The organism is Dehalococcoidia bacterium (genome assembly GCA_025054935.1).
GTDB lineage: Bacteria > Chloroflexota > Dehalococcoidia > SpSt-223 > SpSt-223 > JANWZD01.
The window spans coordinates 632,407-649,107 of sequence record JANWZD010000001.1 but is presented as its reverse complement, the minus strand read 5'-3'; the positions used below and the strand labels follow the sequence as shown (position 1 = coordinate 649,107).

The following is a 16,701-nucleotide window of genomic DNA, read 5'->3' as shown; positions in this document are numbered from 1 at the left end:
CTCGGCAGCCCCACAACTGCCTCCGGCAGGACCACGGCCTCTGGCGTGGGCACCACCATCGTCGCGTTCGCAAGGCCGTTGATGAAGCGGCGGCCTTCCTCCATGTCCTTGCGGCGAACATTGATCACCAGCAGGTCACTCCGGAAGCTGTCGGGTGCTTTCACCCGCAGCTGGCCGGGGCCTGCCCAGCTGACGTCGTAGCCGGCGGGGTTGTAAAGGAGCAGGTCGAGGTAGCTGGGGTCGCCGGCGAAGCGGTTGCCGGCCTCATCGGCGACCCAGACGCCAAGGAGGCGCTCCTCGCCGGGCCGGATGGTGAAGGAGTTGGGGGCGATGACGACGCGCTCGGCGCGGTCGTTGGCGAGGAGGGCGGCGCCGGCGGCGGGGGAGCCGACGAGGCGGGAGGGCTGGGGGAAGGCGAGGCCGCTTTTTGGTGGTGGGAGGAGGATGCCGTCGGTGGGTGGCTCGTTTGGGCTGCTCTGGAGCGGGGGTTCGTGGGTAGAGACGAGGGGGAAGAACAGCCGTGGGGGGCTGTCGGCGCGGGCGGCGGGAGCGCTGGTGGAGAGGAGGGTGAGGAGGAGGGCGAGCAGGATGGTGAGGGAAGCGGTCAGGCGAAGACGGGGTGAGCGCATGGCGGTCTCCTCTGGTTGCTGGGGCGCGCGGGAAGGTTGTGGCCATGACTGGGTAGCCGGTCGGGGGCAGTGACCTCGAGCGACGTGCAAGTCGATGGCAGTTTGGAGCATGAGGAGGGGGGGTGGTTCTTGCAATCACCCTGTGGGGTGAAAGTGGGAGGGGAGAGGAAAAATCACCCAAAAGGGTGAGCCAAATGGGGATGCTCTCGGTGGGATTGCCCCTGGGGTGAAAGTAGTGGAGGCTGGCTGGTGCGGCAGTGGTTTGTCAGCGGGCGGTCGGATATCGTGTGAGCATGAGGGGAGATGTGGGCACCTTTCGAGTATCGCCGGTGTCGCTGCGCCTATCGCTCGCCTTCGGTGGCTTGTTGAGCTGGGCATTTGTGCTCTCGTTCCTTGGTCCCCTCGTTCAAACACTGGTGACAGAGCGGGCGGTGGCGCTTGGCCTCACGCTCGGCTTTCTAGGAGGGCATGCGCTTGGTCTGTTCGTGATCCCCGCTGTTGGTCGTGAGGAGCGCCTCGTCCGGTTTGCGCGACCGGCGCTTATGCTCTGCGCGCTCCTCACGCCGCTGAGCGTGATGGTGCCAGAGCAGAGCCGCGTTCTCCTCTTTCTTCTTTTAGGCGGCCTCTCTGCTCCCTTTTCGATCGCGGTGGGCGTAGGGCTGGTTCGCGCTGTTCCCGAGGGGGAGCGCACTCGCGTCACCGGCATAGCGGCGGTATGCTGCTCCTCAGTCTTCTACCTACTCGGAGCGTGGCCGCTCCCGCCGCTAGCGATGCTGACGATCATGGCCATCGTCGCCCTCGGCGCCAGCATAGCATGGCCAGCAGCGGGCATTCGTCCGCAAGGTGCCATCGCGCCGTTCGTCCGCGCTGGGAGGATGGCCGACCGTTCCTATCTCCTCAGCTTTGCCGGGTTTGAGGCGAGCGTGTTTTTTGCGGTCGGAATGCTTCTCGGGCTGACGTACCCCTCTGTTCTTCATGCGGGGAGCGAGCCGCCGGTTATCTTTGTCGCGTCCGTTGTGGCCGTCCTCAGTGTGGCTGCACTCGCAGAAGGATCGCGGCGGTATGTTATCGCACTGCTGGCGCCGCTGCTGCTTGGCGTCTCCCTCTCGCTGTTTATCATTTCTGATGATTGTTCTCTCTGCATGATGGTGCGCGGGCTCACCCGCGTCGGGGTGATCTTCGCCGGGATCTTTCTCTGGACCACCCTTGCCGATCTTGCTGTCGATGTCGGCGAGCGCAGGGCGTTCGCCGTCGGACTGGTGTCGGTCGTCGCCAGTCTCGCTCTCGGTCTAGCAATCGGCCGAATGCTCAGCGCTGACACTGCGATTGGCCGTCTCGTCGGTCATGGGGTGACCGTCACCGCATTATTGACCGCCGGCGCAATCAGTCCGTTTGTCATAAGCCGTTCGGGATGGTCGCGGCCGCCATCTCCGGTTCGGACGGCTCCTGCCTCGCCGGAGGGGAACAGTGAGCTCGACCTGGGCAACGGGTCAGAGACGAGCGTTGACTTTTCCGCTGCTGGCTCCAACGAGGGGATGGCGAGCCGGCTCAAGCGCTTCGGGCTGAGCGACCGTGAACTGGATGTCGCTCTTCTGCTGCTGAACGGTCAAAAGTGGGACGAGATTGCCGACACCCTGGGAATATCGCGGAATACCCTCAAGAGCCACGTCCGGAGCATCTACCGAAAGACAGGCGCCCGCAATCGGCAGGAGTTGTTGCTCCAAACGTTCGCTCACCCCGCCGACGACCAGCGCTAACGCCGCGCCGCCCATTGCAGGGGCAAACGCAGCTATCCCTCGAAGCACTTCCTCTCCTGTTCGCGCTGCTTGACCGAAGTCATCAGCGAGCGCGGTGTCTCAGCGCTTCAGTATCGGCACCTCGAATGAGCCGGCTTGTCGGGAAGAGCGCCGCTGCCGGCGCTCTCCTGCCGGAAGAGGGAAGGGCTGGGTCTGGTGTCCTCTCCGCGGTGAGGAGGACGCTCGCGCCGCAGTGCCAGCGGATTGGACAGCCGCGGCAGAAGCCGCGTTCTAGCCTTGACTGAGCGCGCGGCGGAGCCCGTTCTCCCAGCGATCACGCAGTTCGGTGAGTGGAAGATGGATGATCTCGCCTAGCGTCAGCGAATCGCCCCCGACGGTTCCAAGGATGGTGGCAGGCACGCCCTGGGCAGCAGCGAGCGCAAGGACGCGGTCGGCATGCTCGGGCCGAGTTGAGACGACGATGCGGGAGGCTGCCTCGCCGAAGAGGACGCCCTCCGGCCGTGACGGGAGCGCGATCGGAGCAGCGAGACCAACATTGCCGAGAATGCACGACTCTGCCAGCGCGACCGCTAACCCGCCATCGGAGCAGTCGTGCGCTGACGCGAGCAGCTTGGCGCGCGCCGCTTCGAGAACCGTCTGCTGGACGGCGCGCTCGCGTGCCAGGTCGATTGTCGGCCGTCCTCGGACGAGCCCGTGGCGGAGCTCAAGCCACTCTGAGCCTGCGAGAGAGTCCAGCCCCGGGTCGAGGTCGCCGATGAGCAGAACGAGGTCGCCTTCACGCTGGAAGGCCGCGGTCAGACGCTGGTCGATCTCGTCGAGAAGCCCGACAACGCCGACGATCGGCGTGGGGTAGACGGCGCCCTGCTCGCTTTCGTTGTAGAGCGAGACGTTCCCCGAGACGACCGGCAAATCGAGCGCCTCGCAGGCCGCCGCCATGCCGGCGATCGCCTGGGCGAGCTGGAAGTAAATCTCGGGGCGCTCCGGGTTGCCGAAATTAAGGCAGTTTGTCAGCGCAAGCGGCCGCGCACCGGCGCAGACAACGTTGCGGGCCGCCTCAGCGACCGCGCGCGCGCCGCCGGCAAAGGGGTCAAGGTAGCAGTGCCGGCCGTTGCCGTCGATGCTGAGCGCGATGCCGCGTCGGGTTCCCTTGATGCGCAGCACCGCCGCGTCTCCCTCGCCGGGCAGGACGACCGTATTGTTCTGCACTTGGTGGTCGTACTGGCGGTAAACCGGCCGGCGGCTGGCGATGTTGGGGGAGCCGAGCAGGTCGAGCAGGTCGGCGCTCGGAGCGCGTGCTGGCAGCGCCGCAACCTCCAGCTGGTGGACAGAGGCGAGATACGCCGGCGCGCGCACGTCGTAGCGATACTGCGGCGGGTCGACAAGCGCCGCGATCGGCAGGTCGGCAACGATCTGCTCGCCCTCTCGGACAACGAGCCGGCCGGTATCGGTTACCTTGCCGACAGGGGCGGCGTGCAGACCCCAGCGCTCGAACACCCGGATCACCTCGGCTTCGTGTCCCGCACGAACAATGACGAGCATCCGCTCTTGGGACTCTGACAGCATCACCTCATACGGGGTCATCCCTTCTTCGCGGCGCGGCACAAGGGCAACGTCGATCTCGACCCCCGCGCCGCCTTTTGCTGCCGACTCGACCGTGGCGCTCGTCAGCCCGGCAGCGCCGAGGTCCTGCATGCCGACGACGGCGGGATTGCCGAGCACCTCAAGACACGCCTCCAGCAGCAGTTTTTCGAGAAAGGGGTTGCCTACCTGCACGGCCGGCCGCCGCTCGGCTGCTGTCTCGTCGAGGTCGGCTGAGGCGAACGTTGCGCCATGGATGCCGTCGCGGCCTGTGTCGGCGCCGACCAGCAGCAGCGTGTTGCCGGCGCCGCTTGCTCGCGCTCGGATGAGATCCTGCTGGCGGACGAGCCCGACGCACATCGCGTTGACAAGCGGGTTGCCGGAGTAGGGGCGCCCAAACTGGATCTCGCCGCCGACGTCGGGAATGCCGAGGCAGTTGCCGTAGCCCGAGATCCCGGCGACCACGCCGTGGAAGAGATAGCGGTTGCGCGGGTCATCGAGCGGACCGAAGCGGAGCGAGTTCAGGAGAGCGATCGGGCGCGCTCCCATCGTGAAGATGTCGCGGACAATACCGCCGACACCGGTTGCGGCGCCTTGATACGGTTCGATGGCTGAGGGATGGTTATGCGACTCGACTTTGAATACCACCGCCAGACCCTCGCCGATGTCGACCGCGCCGGCATTCTCTTCCCCCGCTTCGACCAGCACGCGCGTCGCAGCAGACCGCTTCGGAAGCTGGCGGAGGAGCGGCTTTGAATGCTTGTAGCCGCAGTGCTCAGACCACATCGCGCCGAAAATTCCCAGCTCGAGAGCGTTCGGCTCGCGTCCAAGCCGAGCGACAATCCGCTGGTATTCGTTCTCGGTGAGCGCAACTTCAGCGAGCGCCGTCGGGTCGATGGCCATTACCGCGCTCCCACCCCGGCGCGAATGATCGACTCAAAGAGCAGGTTGCCGTCGACGCCGCCAAGCAGCGGCTCGCAGCAGCGCTCGGGGTGCGGCATCATGCCGAAGACGTTCCCGCGCTCGTTCATCACGCCGGCGATGTTGTTTACCGACCCGTTCGGGTTCGCAGCGGGGACAACGGCGCCGCTGGGGTCGCAGTAGCGCAGGAGCACTTGGCCGTTCGCTTCGAGGCGGGCGAGAGTTTCTGGGTCGGCGAAATAGTTGCCTTCGCCATGGGAAATCGGGATCCGGAGCACCTGTCCTTGGCGGGCCGCGTTAGTGAAGGCCGTATCTGCCCGCTCCACTCGCAGGTGGACCCATTCGCAGTGGAATTGGAGGTCCTGATTGCGGATGAGCACACCTGGCAGCAGGCCGGCCTCGCAGAGGATCTGAAAGCCGTTGCAGATCCCCATGACCAGCCCGCCCCGCGCGGCGAACTCCTGAACAGCGTCGACGACTGGCGAGAAGCGGGCGATCGCCCCCGGCCGCAGATAGTCTCCATAGGAGAAGCCGCCCGGCAGAATGACGCAATCAAGCCCCGTGAGGTCTCGCTCCTGGTGCCAGACGAACCGCACAGATTGCCCGAGGCAGTGCGCCAGCGCATACTCGCAGTCTCGGTCGCTCCACGTGCCGGGGAAGACAACAACTCCAAAGCGCATAGCTCCTCTATTTCGTGCGGCCGCTGAGCACGACCCATCCCTCGCCGATCTCGACACTGTCGATGACGAGAGGCAGGGCGTCGGGGGCGAGCCGCTCGTTCACCTGCTGGACGACCTGATGCTGGAGAAAGGGAGGTGCTGGCGACCCGTTCAACCGCATTTCGTGGAATTCGAAAATGAGGCGTTCTTCCTTAAGCCGAGGAAGTCCCCGAACATGAACGGTCATCGCCATCCCGATCACGCTAACCTCGAGCGAGAGGGTGACCGCCTGAGGGCGGAGTTCGAGCGCTATCCCGCTCACCGGCAGCGGCGCGCCTTGCGCCGCCTGCCGCGTGATCAGGTCGACCGCATCTGCCTCGGTCAGCCGGATGCGGAAGGGCAGCCCCGGCGTCTCGGTCGCCCGCAGTTCAGCAAGGGTCTCAATCACGCGCTTTCTCACGTCGGATGACGGTGATCCGGTCACCTGGTCCCAGCCCGAGCAGGGCGGCAGCACTCGCCCCCGGGACAGCGATCTCGAGGTAGCCGCTGCTGCTCGTGAGAAGGAGCAGTCCTTGGCCCTCGGCGTAGGTACGGCGCAGGCCGACGATCCGCTGGTCCCCGATGACCACCTCGTACTCGACATTCGGCTCTGGCCGGACGGAGGTAATCACGTTCCCGAAACGGTCGACAGCGAGAACGCGGTCTCCCTCAAGGATCGGGAGCGCCAAGATCGCGGTCGTTGGCGTCCCGAGGCGCTCGAGCGGCGTGCCGGCAGCGAGCAGTCCGGCGGCCGGCGCAAACAGGTCCCGCCCGTGGAACGTTGCGCTCAGCCGCGAAGCGATGCGGGAGGCATCCAGCACGTAGCCGGCCTGCCCAGCGCCGAGCGTCACCTGGCCCTGGACGAGCTGTCCGCCATCCTCAAGCACCGCCCGGCTGAACAGCCCGTTGTCCGGTCCGATCAGCCGAATGCCCCGCCGAAGGCGCAGCGCGAGCGGCCGGCGGTCAGTCCCGACGCCCGGGTCGACCACCCCCACGACGATCGTCTCGTCGGGGAAGGAGGGCAGCACGCAGGACAGCTCGTAGGCGCCGCGGGCGATATTCTGCGGCGGAATGAGATGGGTAATGTCGACGAGAACAGCGTGCGGGGCACGGCGGAGCACTTCTGCTTTCATCGCCGCGGCGTAGTGGTCCTCGAGCCCGAAATCGGAGAGAAATGCCACGACGGTCATGCTTGACTGCCAGAAACTGCGGGCTGGGCAAAGATCCGCTCTTCGAGCGCGGCGCGACGCGCGGCAATCTGCTGCCGGTAGGGGATGCCGGTCAGCCCGCGCACGGTCATCACCAGCGCGTCTTCTCCGATCTCCGCGTAGTAGTTCTTCCGACGTCCTTCCACCTGCAGGCCGTACTTCTGATACAGCCGTTGGGCGATGGTGTTCGTCTCTCGGACTTCAAGCGTCAGCATCTCTGCGCCGGCGGCGATCGCCGTCTCGATCGCGTGGAGCAGCAGCCACTCGCCATACCCGCGCCCGCGCTCTTCAGGACGCACGGCGATCGTCATCAGATGCGCCTCGTCGGCCACGACCCAGAGACCGGCCACCCCCACTATCCGTGCGGGGCGGCCCTCGCCGTCGAAAGCGCGGAGGACAAAGTACCGCGCGAAGCTGTTCTCAAGCTCGCGCGCGTAGGCGCTCCGCGGCCACGGCGTGGGGAACGACTGGCGCTCGATCTCCTCGATCTCGGGAAGGTCGGCAACGCGAAGGGGGTCGATGCGAAGCGACATGCTCTCCAACAGCAAGCGGGGCTGCCTAATTCTACCACGGCGCTCGCTCGCCTCACCTGCCGAGCGAGGGAGCAGCGCTGACGAGGCGATGACCGAAATTCGGGTCGCTCAGCAGGAATTTGCGGTAGTATATTGCCTTTAAGCCGCCGGCAATGTCGCCGGCGGAAGCTGACTGTCTGTCGGCTGCATGCGCTGCCGCAGGAGGGCGCCCATGACCAGCATCGTTCGCTGCACGACCTGCCGCCATCGATCCCAGTATTATTCTTATGAATGGGTTGATCGCTCCGGCCTCCTTGACGAGACGTGGCGCTGCCCATCGTGCGGTGGAAGCGGGACGGAGATCGTCGTGGCGCCATTCGGCGACCTCGATCGCCCGACGCGCGCCTCTCAACGGGTCGAGGCTATCCTGCGCGCGCTTGCCGGCATCGGCGAGACAACGCTGACCGTCGAGATGCTTGACCAGGACACGCTTCTCGCGCTCGACAGCGAGATCCGCGCGGCCCTTGATGCTGCTGCTCGCCGCGCCGTCGCCGGCGTTTGGTCCCGGCCCGTGGGGCGGGCCCTCGCGCCGGCATCATCGTGAGCCGCCTCCCGCGGCGGACTGCCCGACCCCTTGCGCGGTGAGCGCGCCCGCTCCGGTCAGGTCCGCCGGGCGGGCGAGGGGACGCAAGCGCGACACTCGTGCCAGTTGGACGCAGCCGATGAAATCGACGGAAATGAGCCTGCAGGATGCCGCGGCAATCTTCGATCACGACGAGAACTATCCGCTGACCGTCATCGTCGACGGCGTGGCCCGCCAGCTCGATGCTGAGGGGGTCGCCGACTTGCGCCGCCGGCGCATTCCCTTTGAGATTGACGAGGCAGAGGCAGCGCGCCTGCTGATCAAGTACGGCACCTGTTAGCGCCGCGCTGAGTGACGCGGAAGGCGCTCGGCAAGCGCCGCGCTCCGCCGGCGAACGCGCCAGCGCGCGCCGCTGAAGGGCGCGCTGGCTGCCCAAAGGCTGCGCGCAGTGTGTCGGTTATCATCATAGTGGTAGTACCCGCGAACGGATGACGATGTACCACAAGAGCGTGTTGGCGAACGGCTTGCGCATTATCACTGCGCCGATGCCGCATACTCGCTCCGCGACAGTCTCGATCTTCGTCGGCGCCGGCTCGCGCTATGAGCCGGACGAGGTCGCCGGCATCTCGCACTTTGTCGAGCATATGCTGTTCAAGGGCACCGAGCGCCGCCCGACCCCCCGCGAGGTGACAGAGGAAGTCGAGCGTGTCGGCGGCATCATCAACGCCGCAACTGACCGCGAACTGACGGTCTACTGGGCGAAAGTGCCGCGACCGGCATTTGAGCGCGCGTTCGACTGTCTTGTCGATATGGTGCGGCACTCCCGGTTCGACCCAGTCGAGCTCGAGAAGGAGCGCAAAGTCATCATCGAAGAGCTGAACATGGTCCACGACTCCCCGCAGCAGTTGGTGGACCTGCTGATCGATGAAGTGCTCTGGCCCGACCAGCCGCTCGGTCGAGACATCGCGGGGACGAAGGAGACCGTCTCGCGAATCACGCGTGACGAGCAGATCGCCTACGTCGCTCGCCAGTACAGTCCGGGCAACACTGTTGTCTCAGTTGCCGGAAATGTTGATCATGCCGAGGTCGTTGCGCTTGCTGAGCGCTACCTCGGCGACTGGGCGCCGCATGCCGTTGCGCCGATGTTCCCTGCTCTCGACGGACAAACTGCTCCTCGGCTGAAAGTGTTGTCCAAGAAGACCGAGCAAGCGCATCTCTCGATCGCCGTCCGGGCGCTCGATGCGCGCCACCCTGACCGCTATGCGCTTGACTTGATCAACGTCATCCTCGGCGAGGGCATGAGCAGCCGCTTGTTTCTCGAGATCCGCGAAAACCTCGGCCTCGCCTATGATGTGCACAGCTACGTCAGCCGCTTCCAAGACACGGGGGCGCTCACGATTTATGCCGGCGTCGACCCGAAGCGGGTCGACGCAGCGATTGCGGCTCTTCTCCGAGAGCTCAGCCGCCTTGCGCGCGAGCCGGTTGGAGAAGAGGAACTCGCGAAGGCGAAAGACCTCGTCAAGGGGCGGCTGCTCCTCCGCCTTGAAGATACCCGCGCCGTCTCAAGCTCGTACGGCAATCAGGAGCTGCTGCTGGGCGAGATCATGACGGCCGACGACATCGTCCGGATCGTTGATACGATCACTCGCGACGATCTCCACCGAGTTGCGAACGAGCTGTTCCGCGACGAGCGGCTCAATCTGGCGGTTGTGGGCGCCTACCGGAGTGAGGAGCGTTTCCGGTCTCTCCTCACCCTCGCTTAGCGTGCCTCCCCTCTCGCGCCCGACATCTCACTCGCGAAAGGCCGCGGTATGACCATTGCCTATGTATTTCCTGGCCAAGGCTCCCAGACGGTCGGGATGGGCGCCAAGCTCGCGGCGGTCTCGCCGGCGGCGCGCCGTGTCTTCGCCGAGGCCGACGAGATTCTCGGCTTCCCGCTGTCCCGCCTCTGCTGGGAAGGGCCGGAAGAGGCCCTGACGGCAACCGCGAACGCGCAGCCCGCGCTTCTGGTGAGCAGCGTGGCAGCGTGGCGCGCCGGGGTGGAGGATGGCCTCTGGCCCGCAGAGCCGCCGCGCTTTGTCGCGGGCCATTCCTTAGGAGAGTATTCAGCACTTGTCGTCGCCGGCGCGCTCACCTTCGCCGATGCGCTGCGGCTCGTGCGTCGGCGAGGCGAGCTGATGCAGGCGTGCGGCGAGGCGTGTCCCTCAACGATGGCGGCGGTGCTCGGGCTGGATGAGGCGACTGTCGCCGCGATTTGCGCTGAGACCGGCGCGGAGATCGCCAATGTCAATGCTCCCGGTCAGATCGGCATCAGCGGACCGAGAGCAGCGGTTGAGCGGGCAAGCGCGCTCGCCCGCGACCGCGGCGCGCGGCGCGTCATCCCCTTGAATGTATCGGCTGCGTTCCATTCGTCGGTCATGCGTCCGGCGGCGGAGGGATTAGCCGCCGCAATCGCAACAACCCCGATCGCCGATGCCGACCCGCCGCTGATCGCCAATGTCGATGCGGCGCCGCTGCGCGCCGCCGCCGACCTCCGCCGCGAATTAGTCGACCAGCTGACCCGCCCCGTTCGCTGGCAGCGTACTATCGAGGTGCTGGCGGAGAATGGCGTGACACAGCTGTATGAGATCGGAACGGGCACGGTCCTCTGCGGCCTCGCGAAACGCACCGCCCCGCATCTCATCGCCGAAAACCCGGTGGAAACTGTCCTTGGCAAGGGGGCGTCATGAAGTTGTCGCTGGCGGGCAAAGCGGCGCTTGTGACGGGAGCGTCGCGCGGGCTCGGCCGCGCGATTGCGATCGCGTTTGCCGAAGCCGGCGCCTCGGTTGCAGTCGGCTACGCGGTCAATGCTGAGCAGGCAGCTGAAACCGCGGACCGCATTCGAGCGGCTGGCGGGTCGGCCATCCTCGTTCAAGGCGATGTCGCTCAGCCCGCCGAAGCGGAGCGGGCGGTTCAGCAGACGGTCGACGCCTTCGGCACGATCGATATCCTCGTCAACAACGCCGGGATCACCCGCGACACGCTGGCGCTCCGGCTGTCGGAAGAGGAGTGGGACGCCGTTGTAGATACGAACCTGAAAGGCGCCTTCTTCTGCTCGAAAGCCGCCTTGCGGACGATGATCCGCCGCCGCAGCGGCCGGATCATCAACATGACGAGCGTTGTCGGTTTGAGGGGCAATGCCGGCCAAGCGAACTATGCTGCCGCCAAGGCGGGCATCATTGGGCTGACAAAAGCGCTTGCGCGCGAAGTGGGCTCACGCGGCATTACTGTTAACGCAATCGCTCCCGGCTTCATCGATGTCGGCATGACCGAGACACTCAGCGAGCAGCAGCGGACTGCTGTCCTCCAGCAGATCCCGCTCGGCAGATTCGGCGCCGCGCACGAGGTCGCGGCCGTCGCCCTCTTCCTCGCAAGCGACGCCGCGGGGTATCTTACCGGCGTCACGATCCCGGTGGACGGCGGGCTGGCAATGTAGCGTGCGAGGGGGGCGATGCTCTTAGCCGGCGACCTTGGAGGGACGAAGACCGACCTTGCCCTTATCGATCCCGCGAAAGGGCCGCGCGAGCCCGTCGCCGCGGCGAGCTTCTCCACCAGCCAGTTTCCGAGCCTCGAAGCGATGGTGCAGCAGTTTCTCGCCGCGCATCCGGCTAGGCTGCGGGCCGCGTGCTTCGGGGTCGCGGGGCCGGTCGTCGCCGGAACGGCAACCATCACGAACTTGGGGTGGGTGCTGCGGGAGGAGGCGCTTGCAGCGGCGCTGCGGCTGCGGCAGGTTCGATTGATCAACGATCTCGAAGCGATCGCGACGGCGCTTCCCCACCTGACTGCTGACGACAGTGAGCCGCTTGCCGCGGGCCAGCCCGAGAAAGGCGGCACGGTCGCCGTCATCGCGCCCGGAACCGGGCTCGGCGAGGCGTTTCTCATCTGGAACGGCGAACGCTATATCGCGCATCCCTCGGAAGGCGGGCATTGCGATTTCGCGCCGACCAACGATCTCCAAGCGGCCCTGCTTGCGTGGCTCGGGCGGGATGGCGCGCACGTGTCGTACGAGGATGTCTGCTCGGGACGCGGCATCCCGAACCTCTATGCCTTTCTCCGCGCCCGCGGCGCGCCGGAGCCGCCGTGGCTCCACGCTCGTCTCGCTGCCGCCGCCGACCCGACCCCGATCATTCTCAACGCCGCGCTCCAAGAAGACCCACCGCAGATCTGTCTCGACACGTTGAACCTCTTTGTCGATATCCTGGCAGCAGAAGCCGGCAACTTGGCGCTCAAAGTGCTCGCAACAGGCGGTCTCTACTTCGCCGGCGGGCTTTCCCTTCGCCTTCTGTCGGTGCTCACCGCAGAGCGGGTGCTGCCCGGCTTCCGCAGCAAAGGGCGCCTTGCGGCGCTGCTCGAGCGCATTCCCGTCAGCATCATCACCAATCCGAAGGTGGGGCTGCTCGGCGCCGCCTATGCCGCTCTCGAGCGCTAGCTCGCGTCCTCTCGCGGCGCGCGTCCTCAAATGCTGCCTTCGCCGCTGAATGCCGTCCGAATACGGAGCATCACCCCCGCTGCGCCCCGCCACCAGCGTTTCGCTGCAGCCTCTCGCTATCTGCTGGTAGCCAGCTTGGCTGCTCGATAAAGTGAGCCTGCCCTCGCCTGCTTAGCTGCAGACGAGGGGGTCGCGTCTTTCAGCGAGGTGAGATGCTCATCGTTCATCGTGCCTTTCGCCGCGCGGCGCTACCGTTCTCGCTGCCGTTCGACCCTGCGCTGGCGGCAACGGTCGGGGCGCTGGGCGCAGTAGGGATGCTTGCGGCGGTCGAAGCGGCAGGGAGCCGTGATGGAGTTGCCATCATTCAGCAATTTGGGCTTCCGGCGGCGTCGCTCGTCGTCTGGGTAGGGCTGTTCCACTGGGCAGTGCCGGCCACGCCGCTGCCGGCGCCGGCGCGGCCGCTCTGGCCGGTTATCGGCGGGCTGGTCCTTGCCGCTGCCGCCACGACGTTCATCGCCGCGCAGTCGAATGGCCAACCGTGGGGTATGGTTGCCATTGCGGCTGCCAGCTACTTTTCCCTGTTTGGAGCAGCGGTGCTGCGGCGGGAAGGAGGGAGCGGGGGGCTCCTGCTGCTCCTGCTGGTCCAGCTTGCGGCGGGAGCAGGCGCGTTTGCGCTCTTCTCAGGACCGGTGACCGCTCTCGTCGCCGCAACCGTCGCGTCCCTCGTGATCGGCGTGCTGCTCGCCGTGCGACCGCTGCTGCTGCCGCGCCGTCTTCCGCCGCTCGAGGAGATCGCCTCGCTCCTCGGGGCGCTGCGCAGCGTCGCGCTGGTGCTCGTTGCCGCCGCGGCTGCGGGGGTGATCCTCTCGCTCGTGATTGGGGGGCAGACCGCTGCGCTCGGGCGGCTCCTCGTCCCCCTCGTTGGGCTGGCGGCGACCCGCCTCGTAGCGGAAGAGGTGTTCCTGCGGCTGTGGCTGCTGCCCTGCCTCGAACGGCGAATAGGCGCTGCGGTTCCGCTGCTGCTGACCGCAGCGTGCAGCGCGGCGATCGCGGCCGTCGCCCGCCCGACCGGCCTCTCCCCCGTCGCGGCGGCGGCCTCCGCTCTGGCCCCCGCTCTGGCAGCAGGGGTGCTCGCTCGGCGGACCCGCAATGGTCCCGCAGTGGTGGTCTTTCGTCTGCTGGCGGGGTGAGCAGACAGCACCCGTCCCCGTTCCGCCCGGTTGCTCGCACCGAGATGACTGCGTATGATCGCGCAATGGGGAGCGGTCACGGCCAGAAGGAGCAGACAGTTCGACGCGTTCTCGCGCTTTGCGCGGTCCTCGCTGCCGCCGCATTGCTCCAGATTGAGGTGATCCCCCGCCGCGTCCGGCCGTCACGGCTGGCCAGCAGCCTGCTGGCTCGATCCTGGCGCTGTGGGCGCCGCGCTTCTTGCTGCCGAGGCCTCTCGGCACTCCGCGCGGCGCCCCGGAGAATGACGGCGCGGGCAGCAGGGGCGATGACCTTCGAGGCAGCAGCGCGGGACGTCGCCCCTGAGCTCGGCGCTGCCGTGGCTTGTCTGCTCGGACCGCTGAGCATCGCCTCCGCTTGCGACCGGCGTCTCGATCCTTCTGCTCTGGAGCAGCCAAAATGGATGGTGTCACCGCCGCCCTTGCGCGCTTCTACGCCGAGACGAGCTATGCGGCCATTCCGGCCGAGGCGGTGCACGAGGCGAAACGCGCGATCCTCGATGGCCTTGGGGTCGGCCTCGGCGGCGCCGACCACCCCTCCGCTGATATTCTCCTCCAGTATGCGCGCCGGGTCGGCGAGCGGCCCGAGGCCCAGGTGTGGGGACGACCGGAGCGTCTTCCGGCTGAGCTTGCGGCGCTTGTCAACGGCCATCAGGAGCACGTCCTCGACTTCGACGATACGTTTCTCCCGGAAGAGACCGTCCTGCACGGCACCGTGCCGGTTTTGCCGGCGGCGTTTGCCGTTGCCGAGGCGCGGCAGCTCTCGGGAAGAGCGCTGCTGCGCGCCTTTGTCCTCGGCTTCGACGCCGAAGCCCGCCTCGCGATGGCGCTCGGGCGTCAGCACTATCTCGCCGGCTGGCATGTCACCGCTACTGTCGGGCCGGTCGGAAGCGCGGTGGCGGTCGGCACGATGATCGGACTGCGCCCCGATCAGCTCGTCCACGCGGTCGGCATCGCGCTCACCCACAGCGGAGGGGTGACCGCGATGCTCGGGTCGATGTCGAAGGCCTATCACTGCGGCAAGGCAGCGGAGGCCGGCGTGCGTGCGGCTCTCCTCGCCGAGGCCGGCTTCGACAGCGCGTCAGAGCCGCTCACGCATCCGCAAGGCTATCTCAATGTCGCAGCGAGCGACCGGGCGGTGCATCGCCTGACCGATCAGCTCGGCGAGCGCTGGCTGCTGCTGGAGAACGGCTATAAACCCTATGCCAGCGGCGTCGTCACCCATCCGATTATCGATGCCATGGTGGCCTTCCGGGCGGAGGGCGTGCGGCCGGAGACAGTTGCCCGCGTTGAGGCGTTCGTTAATCCCTTCGTCCTCCAAGTGACGGGGCAGCGCGAGCCTCAGAGCGGCCTCGAAGGGAAGTTCAGCGCCTATCACTGCGCTGCGGTCGGCCTGATCGACGGCGCCGCGGGCAAACAGCAGTTCACCGACGAGCGGGTCCGCGACCCGGCGGTCGTCGCGCTCCGTCGGCGCGTGGTGCTCACGCCGGACCACTCGCTTCGCAAGGATGAATGTCGCGTCGTTCTCCACCTGCAGGACGGGACGACGCGCGAGCGCGCTATTCCGCGCGCCTCCGGCACAGCCGACAACCCGCTGAGCGACGAGGCTCTCAGCGCGAAATTTCTCGCTCTCGCTGCTCCTGTTCTCGGCGGGCGCGCCGCCCAGCTGCTCGACCACGTGTGGACGCTCGAACAGGTCAGCAATGTTGCCGACCTCGCGCCCCTTCTTCGCCCGTGAGGCGAGCGGAGCGCTGCCGAGAGCGGCCTAGCCGGCGACGGCGGCGCCGCGGAGTTAGGCGGGCCACTGTTCTGCCGACCACGCTGCGTTCCAAAACAGCAGTTCATAGCGGCTGGACGTGAGGAAGGCGCTGGCCATCCGTTCGCGGGTGGCGGCCGCTGCTCCCTCGGCGAGCCGGTCGACGAGCGTTCGGCACCATTCGGCGAGCTTAGCGAACTCAGGGTCGGCGTAGCTGTCGATCCATGCCGCGTAGTGGCGGTCGGCGGGCCGGCCGCTTGCGGCGAGGCGCTGTCCGATCTCGGAGAAGCCCCACATGCAGGGGAGAAGCGCGGCCGCAAGCTCTGCGAAGTCGCCCGTCGTCGCTGTGCGGATCAGAAAATCGGTGTATGCCCGCGTCGTAGGGGAAGGTACGACCGCCTCGAGGTCGGAGGCCGCGATGCCGAGCTCGCCGGCGAGGCGGCGATGCAGCTCCATCTCTCCTTTTGCGGTGGCGGCGAGGAGGTCGGCAAAGGCGACGAGGGTCTCGAAGTCGGGCGCGCGTCCCGCGGCGAAGGCGAAGAGGCGGCAATACTCGATGAGAAAGACGTAGTCCTGCTTGACCCACTCCACGAACCGCTCTTTCGGGAGCGAACCGTCGCCGATGCCGCGGACGAAGGGGTGGGCGTGCTGAGCTTCCCAAATCGGCGCAGCGAGCGCGCGCAGTTGGTCGCTGAAGCGCATCATCGCGTCGCCTCCTCCATCGCGTCCCAGAACATCAGCTCATAGCCTTGCAGCAGCCGCGCCGCTCGGCGGATGAGGAAGACGGGCCAGCCGGCATCGAGCTTTGCTTGGATGATGGCGAGTGCTGCCGGTTCAAAGCCGGGGTTCGGCGTCGCGAAGAAGTCGAAGAAGCCGGTCTCCTCCTCGCTGAGGCCGTAGTGAGCGCGCAGCGCCCGCGCTATCCGGCCGCAGCAGTTGCCCCAAGCGGGGAAATTGACGAGATAGGCGGCGGCGACCTCAGCGTCTGAGGCGTAGAGCGCCAAGTAGGCCATGTAGGCGGTGTACGCGTGGGCGGCGGGGAGCGGCTCGTAGCGCGCAAGGTCGTGGGCGCTCATCCCGAGCGCCTCGGCGAACGTCAGCAGCTTGGCAAGCGCTGTCCGCTCGCCGGCGAGCACGTCGAGAAAGAAGTCGCGCGCGCTCCCGCCCCCAAAGCGGCTGACCAGGTGAGCAACGCTGCGCAGGTCGGCAGAAATGATGTGAAACTGCTCGCCCGCGAGCGGGCGCAGCTGCTCCTGAGGGAGAGCACCCTGCTCGACGCGCTCGAGGAACGGATGAGCAGTCAGGCGGCGCTCCACTGCGGCGAGATCAGACCGGATGGACTGGATCAGCTCGGCGGCATTCATG

Annotated in this window: 17 protein-coding genes; 9 read left to right on the top strand and 8 right to left on the bottom strand. The window is 66.9% G+C overall.

The features are described 5' to 3' along the window. The coding region (locus NZ773_02905) for a hypothetical protein (GenBank protein ID MCS6800878.1) at positions 1-629 on the bottom strand (629 nt) is incomplete at its 3' end. A gap of 293 nt (positions 630-922) precedes the next feature. Here NZ773_02905 and NZ773_02900 point away from each other — a divergent pair. Then, entirely contained in the window at positions 923-2,386 is a 1,464-nt protein-coding gene (locus NZ773_02900; protein MCS6800877.1) for a helix-turn-helix transcriptional regulator, read from the top strand. Between the two features lie 270 nt (positions 2,387-2,656). On the opposite strand, the gene purL is transcribed toward NZ773_02900, so the two are convergent. Genes purL through rimI form a run of 5 tightly spaced genes read right to left on the bottom strand, consistent with a single transcriptional unit; the run spans position 2,657 to position 7,324 of the window. Then, positions 2,657-4,867: a phosphoribosylformylglycinamidine synthase subunit PurL gene (gene purL, locus NZ773_02895; GenBank protein ID MCS6800876.1), complete on the bottom strand. Its 2,211-nt coding sequence runs from the start codon at positions 4,865-4,867 to the stop codon at positions 2,657-2,659. Beyond that, on the bottom strand, positions 4,867-5,565 hold the full coding sequence (gene purQ / locus NZ773_02890) for a phosphoribosylformylglycinamidine synthase subunit PurQ (protein MCS6800875.1): 699 nt from the start codon (positions 5,563-5,565) through the stop codon (positions 4,867-4,869). The genes purL and purQ overlap by 1 nt, the downstream gene beginning before the upstream one ends. 7 nt (positions 5,566-5,572) lie before the next feature. Beyond that, a complete protein-coding gene (locus NZ773_02885) occupies positions 5,573-5,992 on the bottom strand; it encodes a hypothetical protein (GenBank protein ID MCS6800874.1) in 420 nt (139 codons plus the stop codon). After that, positions 5,985-6,773 (bottom strand): SAM-dependent chlorinase/fluorinase, encoded by a 789-nt coding sequence (locus NZ773_02880; GenBank protein ID MCS6800873.1) that lies wholly within the window; start codon positions 6,771-6,773, stop codon positions 5,985-5,987. The genes NZ773_02885 and NZ773_02880 overlap by 8 nt, the downstream gene beginning before the upstream one ends. After that, the gene (gene rimI, locus NZ773_02875) at positions 6,770-7,324 is read right to left on the bottom strand and encodes a ribosomal protein S18-alanine N-acetyltransferase (GenBank protein ID MCS6800872.1); all 555 of its coding nucleotides are present in this window, start codon (positions 7,322-7,324) and stop codon (positions 6,770-6,772) included. Before rimI ends, NZ773_02880 begins: the two co-directional genes overlap by 4 nt. 211 nt (positions 7,325-7,535) lie before the next feature. On the opposite strand from rimI, the gene NZ773_02870 reads away from it, so the two are divergent. From NZ773_02870 to NZ773_02835, 8 genes are all read left to right on the top strand, one after another. Further along, positions 7,536-7,907 (top strand): hypothetical protein, encoded by a 372-nt coding sequence (locus NZ773_02870; GenBank protein MCS6800871.1) that lies wholly within the window; start codon positions 7,536-7,538, stop codon positions 7,905-7,907. Positions 7,908-8,025: 118 nt separating this feature from the next. Further along, the gene (locus NZ773_02865) at positions 8,026-8,226 is read left to right on the top strand and encodes a hypothetical protein (protein ID MCS6800870.1); all 201 of its coding nucleotides are present in this window, start codon (positions 8,026-8,028) and stop codon (positions 8,224-8,226) included. 148 nt (positions 8,227-8,374) lie between these two features. Next, positions 8,375-9,649 (top strand): insulinase family protein, encoded by a 1,275-nt coding sequence (locus NZ773_02860; protein ID MCS6800869.1) that lies wholly within the window; start codon positions 8,375-8,377, stop codon positions 9,647-9,649. A 48-nt stretch (positions 9,650-9,697) separates the two neighbouring features. Beyond that, positions 9,698-10,615, top strand: a complete 918-nt coding sequence (gene fabD / locus NZ773_02855; GenBank protein MCS6800868.1) for an ACP S-malonyltransferase — start codon at positions 9,698-9,700, stop codon at positions 10,613-10,615. After that, the gene (fabG, locus tag NZ773_02850) at positions 10,612-11,361 is read left to right on the top strand and encodes a 3-oxoacyl-[acyl-carrier-protein] reductase (GenBank protein MCS6800867.1); all 750 of its coding nucleotides are present in this window, start codon (positions 10,612-10,614) and stop codon (positions 11,359-11,361) included. The genes fabD and fabG overlap by 4 nt, the downstream gene beginning before the upstream one ends. Positions 11,362-11,376: 15 nt before the next feature. After that, positions 11,377-12,354 carry a glucokinase gene (gene glk / locus NZ773_02845; GenBank protein MCS6800866.1) on the top strand — a complete coding sequence of 326 codons (978 nt, stop codon included), beginning with the start codon at positions 11,377-11,379 and terminating at the stop codon, positions 12,352-12,354. Between the two features lie 212 nt (positions 12,355-12,566). After that, positions 12,567-13,544, top strand: coding sequence for a hypothetical protein (locus tag NZ773_02840; protein ID MCS6800865.1), 978 nt, complete (start codon positions 12,567-12,569; stop codon positions 13,542-13,544). A 436-nt stretch (positions 13,545-13,980) separates the two neighbouring features. Beyond that, a complete protein-coding gene (locus NZ773_02835) occupies positions 13,981-15,318 on the top strand; it encodes an MmgE/PrpD family protein (protein MCS6800864.1) in 1,338 nt (445 codons plus the stop codon). Positions 15,319-15,372: 54 nt separating this feature from the next. On the opposite strand, the gene tenA is transcribed toward NZ773_02835, so the two are convergent. After that, complete coding sequence (tenA, locus tag NZ773_02830) at positions 15,373-16,038, bottom strand: thiaminase II (protein ID MCS6800863.1); 666 nt, start codon at positions 16,036-16,038, stop codon at positions 15,373-15,375. Next, complete coding sequence (locus NZ773_02825; protein ID MCS6800862.1) at positions 16,038-16,700, bottom strand: transcriptional regulator; 663 nt, start codon at positions 16,698-16,700, stop codon at positions 16,038-16,040. The genes tenA and NZ773_02825 overlap by 1 nt, the downstream gene beginning before the upstream one ends. Position 16,701 lies beyond the last annotated feature (1 nt).

Bases quoted from the DNA above. Each gene is read 5' to 3' on its own strand.
- NZ773_02835 (MCS6800864.1), top strand. From the start codon at position 13,981: ATGGATGGTGTCACCGCCGCCCTTGCGCGCTTCTACGCCGAGACGAGC.
- NZ773_02825 (MCS6800862.1), bottom strand. From the start codon at position 16,700: ATGAATGCCGCCGAGCTGATCCAGTCCATCCGGTCTGATCTCGCCGCA.
- purQ (MCS6800875.1), bottom strand. From the start codon at position 5,565: ATGCGCTTTGGAGTTGTTGTCTTCCCCGGCACGTGGAGCGACCGAGAC.
- NZ773_02840 (MCS6800865.1), top strand. From the start codon at position 12,567: ATGCTCATCGTTCATCGTGCCTTTCGCCGCGCGGCGCTACCGTTCTCG.
- NZ773_02900 (MCS6800877.1), top strand. From the start codon at position 923: ATGAGGGGAGATGTGGGCACCTTTCGAGTATCGCCGGTGTCGCTGCGC.
- NZ773_02880 (MCS6800873.1), bottom strand. From the start codon at position 6,773: ATGACCGTCGTGGCATTTCTCTCCGATTTCGGGCTCGAGGACCACTAC.
- purL (MCS6800876.1), bottom strand. From the start codon at position 4,867: ATGGCCATCGACCCGACGGCGCTCGCTGAAGTTGCGCTCACCGAGAAC.
- NZ773_02865 (MCS6800870.1), top strand. From the start codon at position 8,026: ATGAAATCGACGGAAATGAGCCTGCAGGATGCCGCGGCAATCTTCGAT.
- NZ773_02860 (MCS6800869.1), top strand. From the start codon at position 8,375: ATGACGATGTACCACAAGAGCGTGTTGGCGAACGGCTTGCGCATTATC.
- rimI (MCS6800872.1), bottom strand. From the start codon at position 7,324: ATGTCGCTTCGCATCGACCCCCTTCGCGTTGCCGACCTTCCCGAGATC.
- NZ773_02870 (MCS6800871.1), top strand. From the start codon at position 7,536: ATGACCAGCATCGTTCGCTGCACGACCTGCCGCCATCGATCCCAGTAT.
- fabD (MCS6800868.1), top strand. From the start codon at position 9,698: ATGACCATTGCCTATGTATTTCCTGGCCAAGGCTCCCAGACGGTCGGG.
- fabG (MCS6800867.1), top strand. From the start codon at position 10,612: ATGAAGTTGTCGCTGGCGGGCAAAGCGGCGCTTGTGACGGGAGCGTCG.
- tenA (MCS6800863.1), bottom strand. From the start codon at position 16,038: ATGCGCTTCAGCGACCAACTGCGCGCGCTCGCTGCGCCGATTTGGGAA.
- glk (MCS6800866.1), top strand. From the start codon at position 11,377: ATGCTCTTAGCCGGCGACCTTGGAGGGACGAAGACCGACCTTGCCCTT.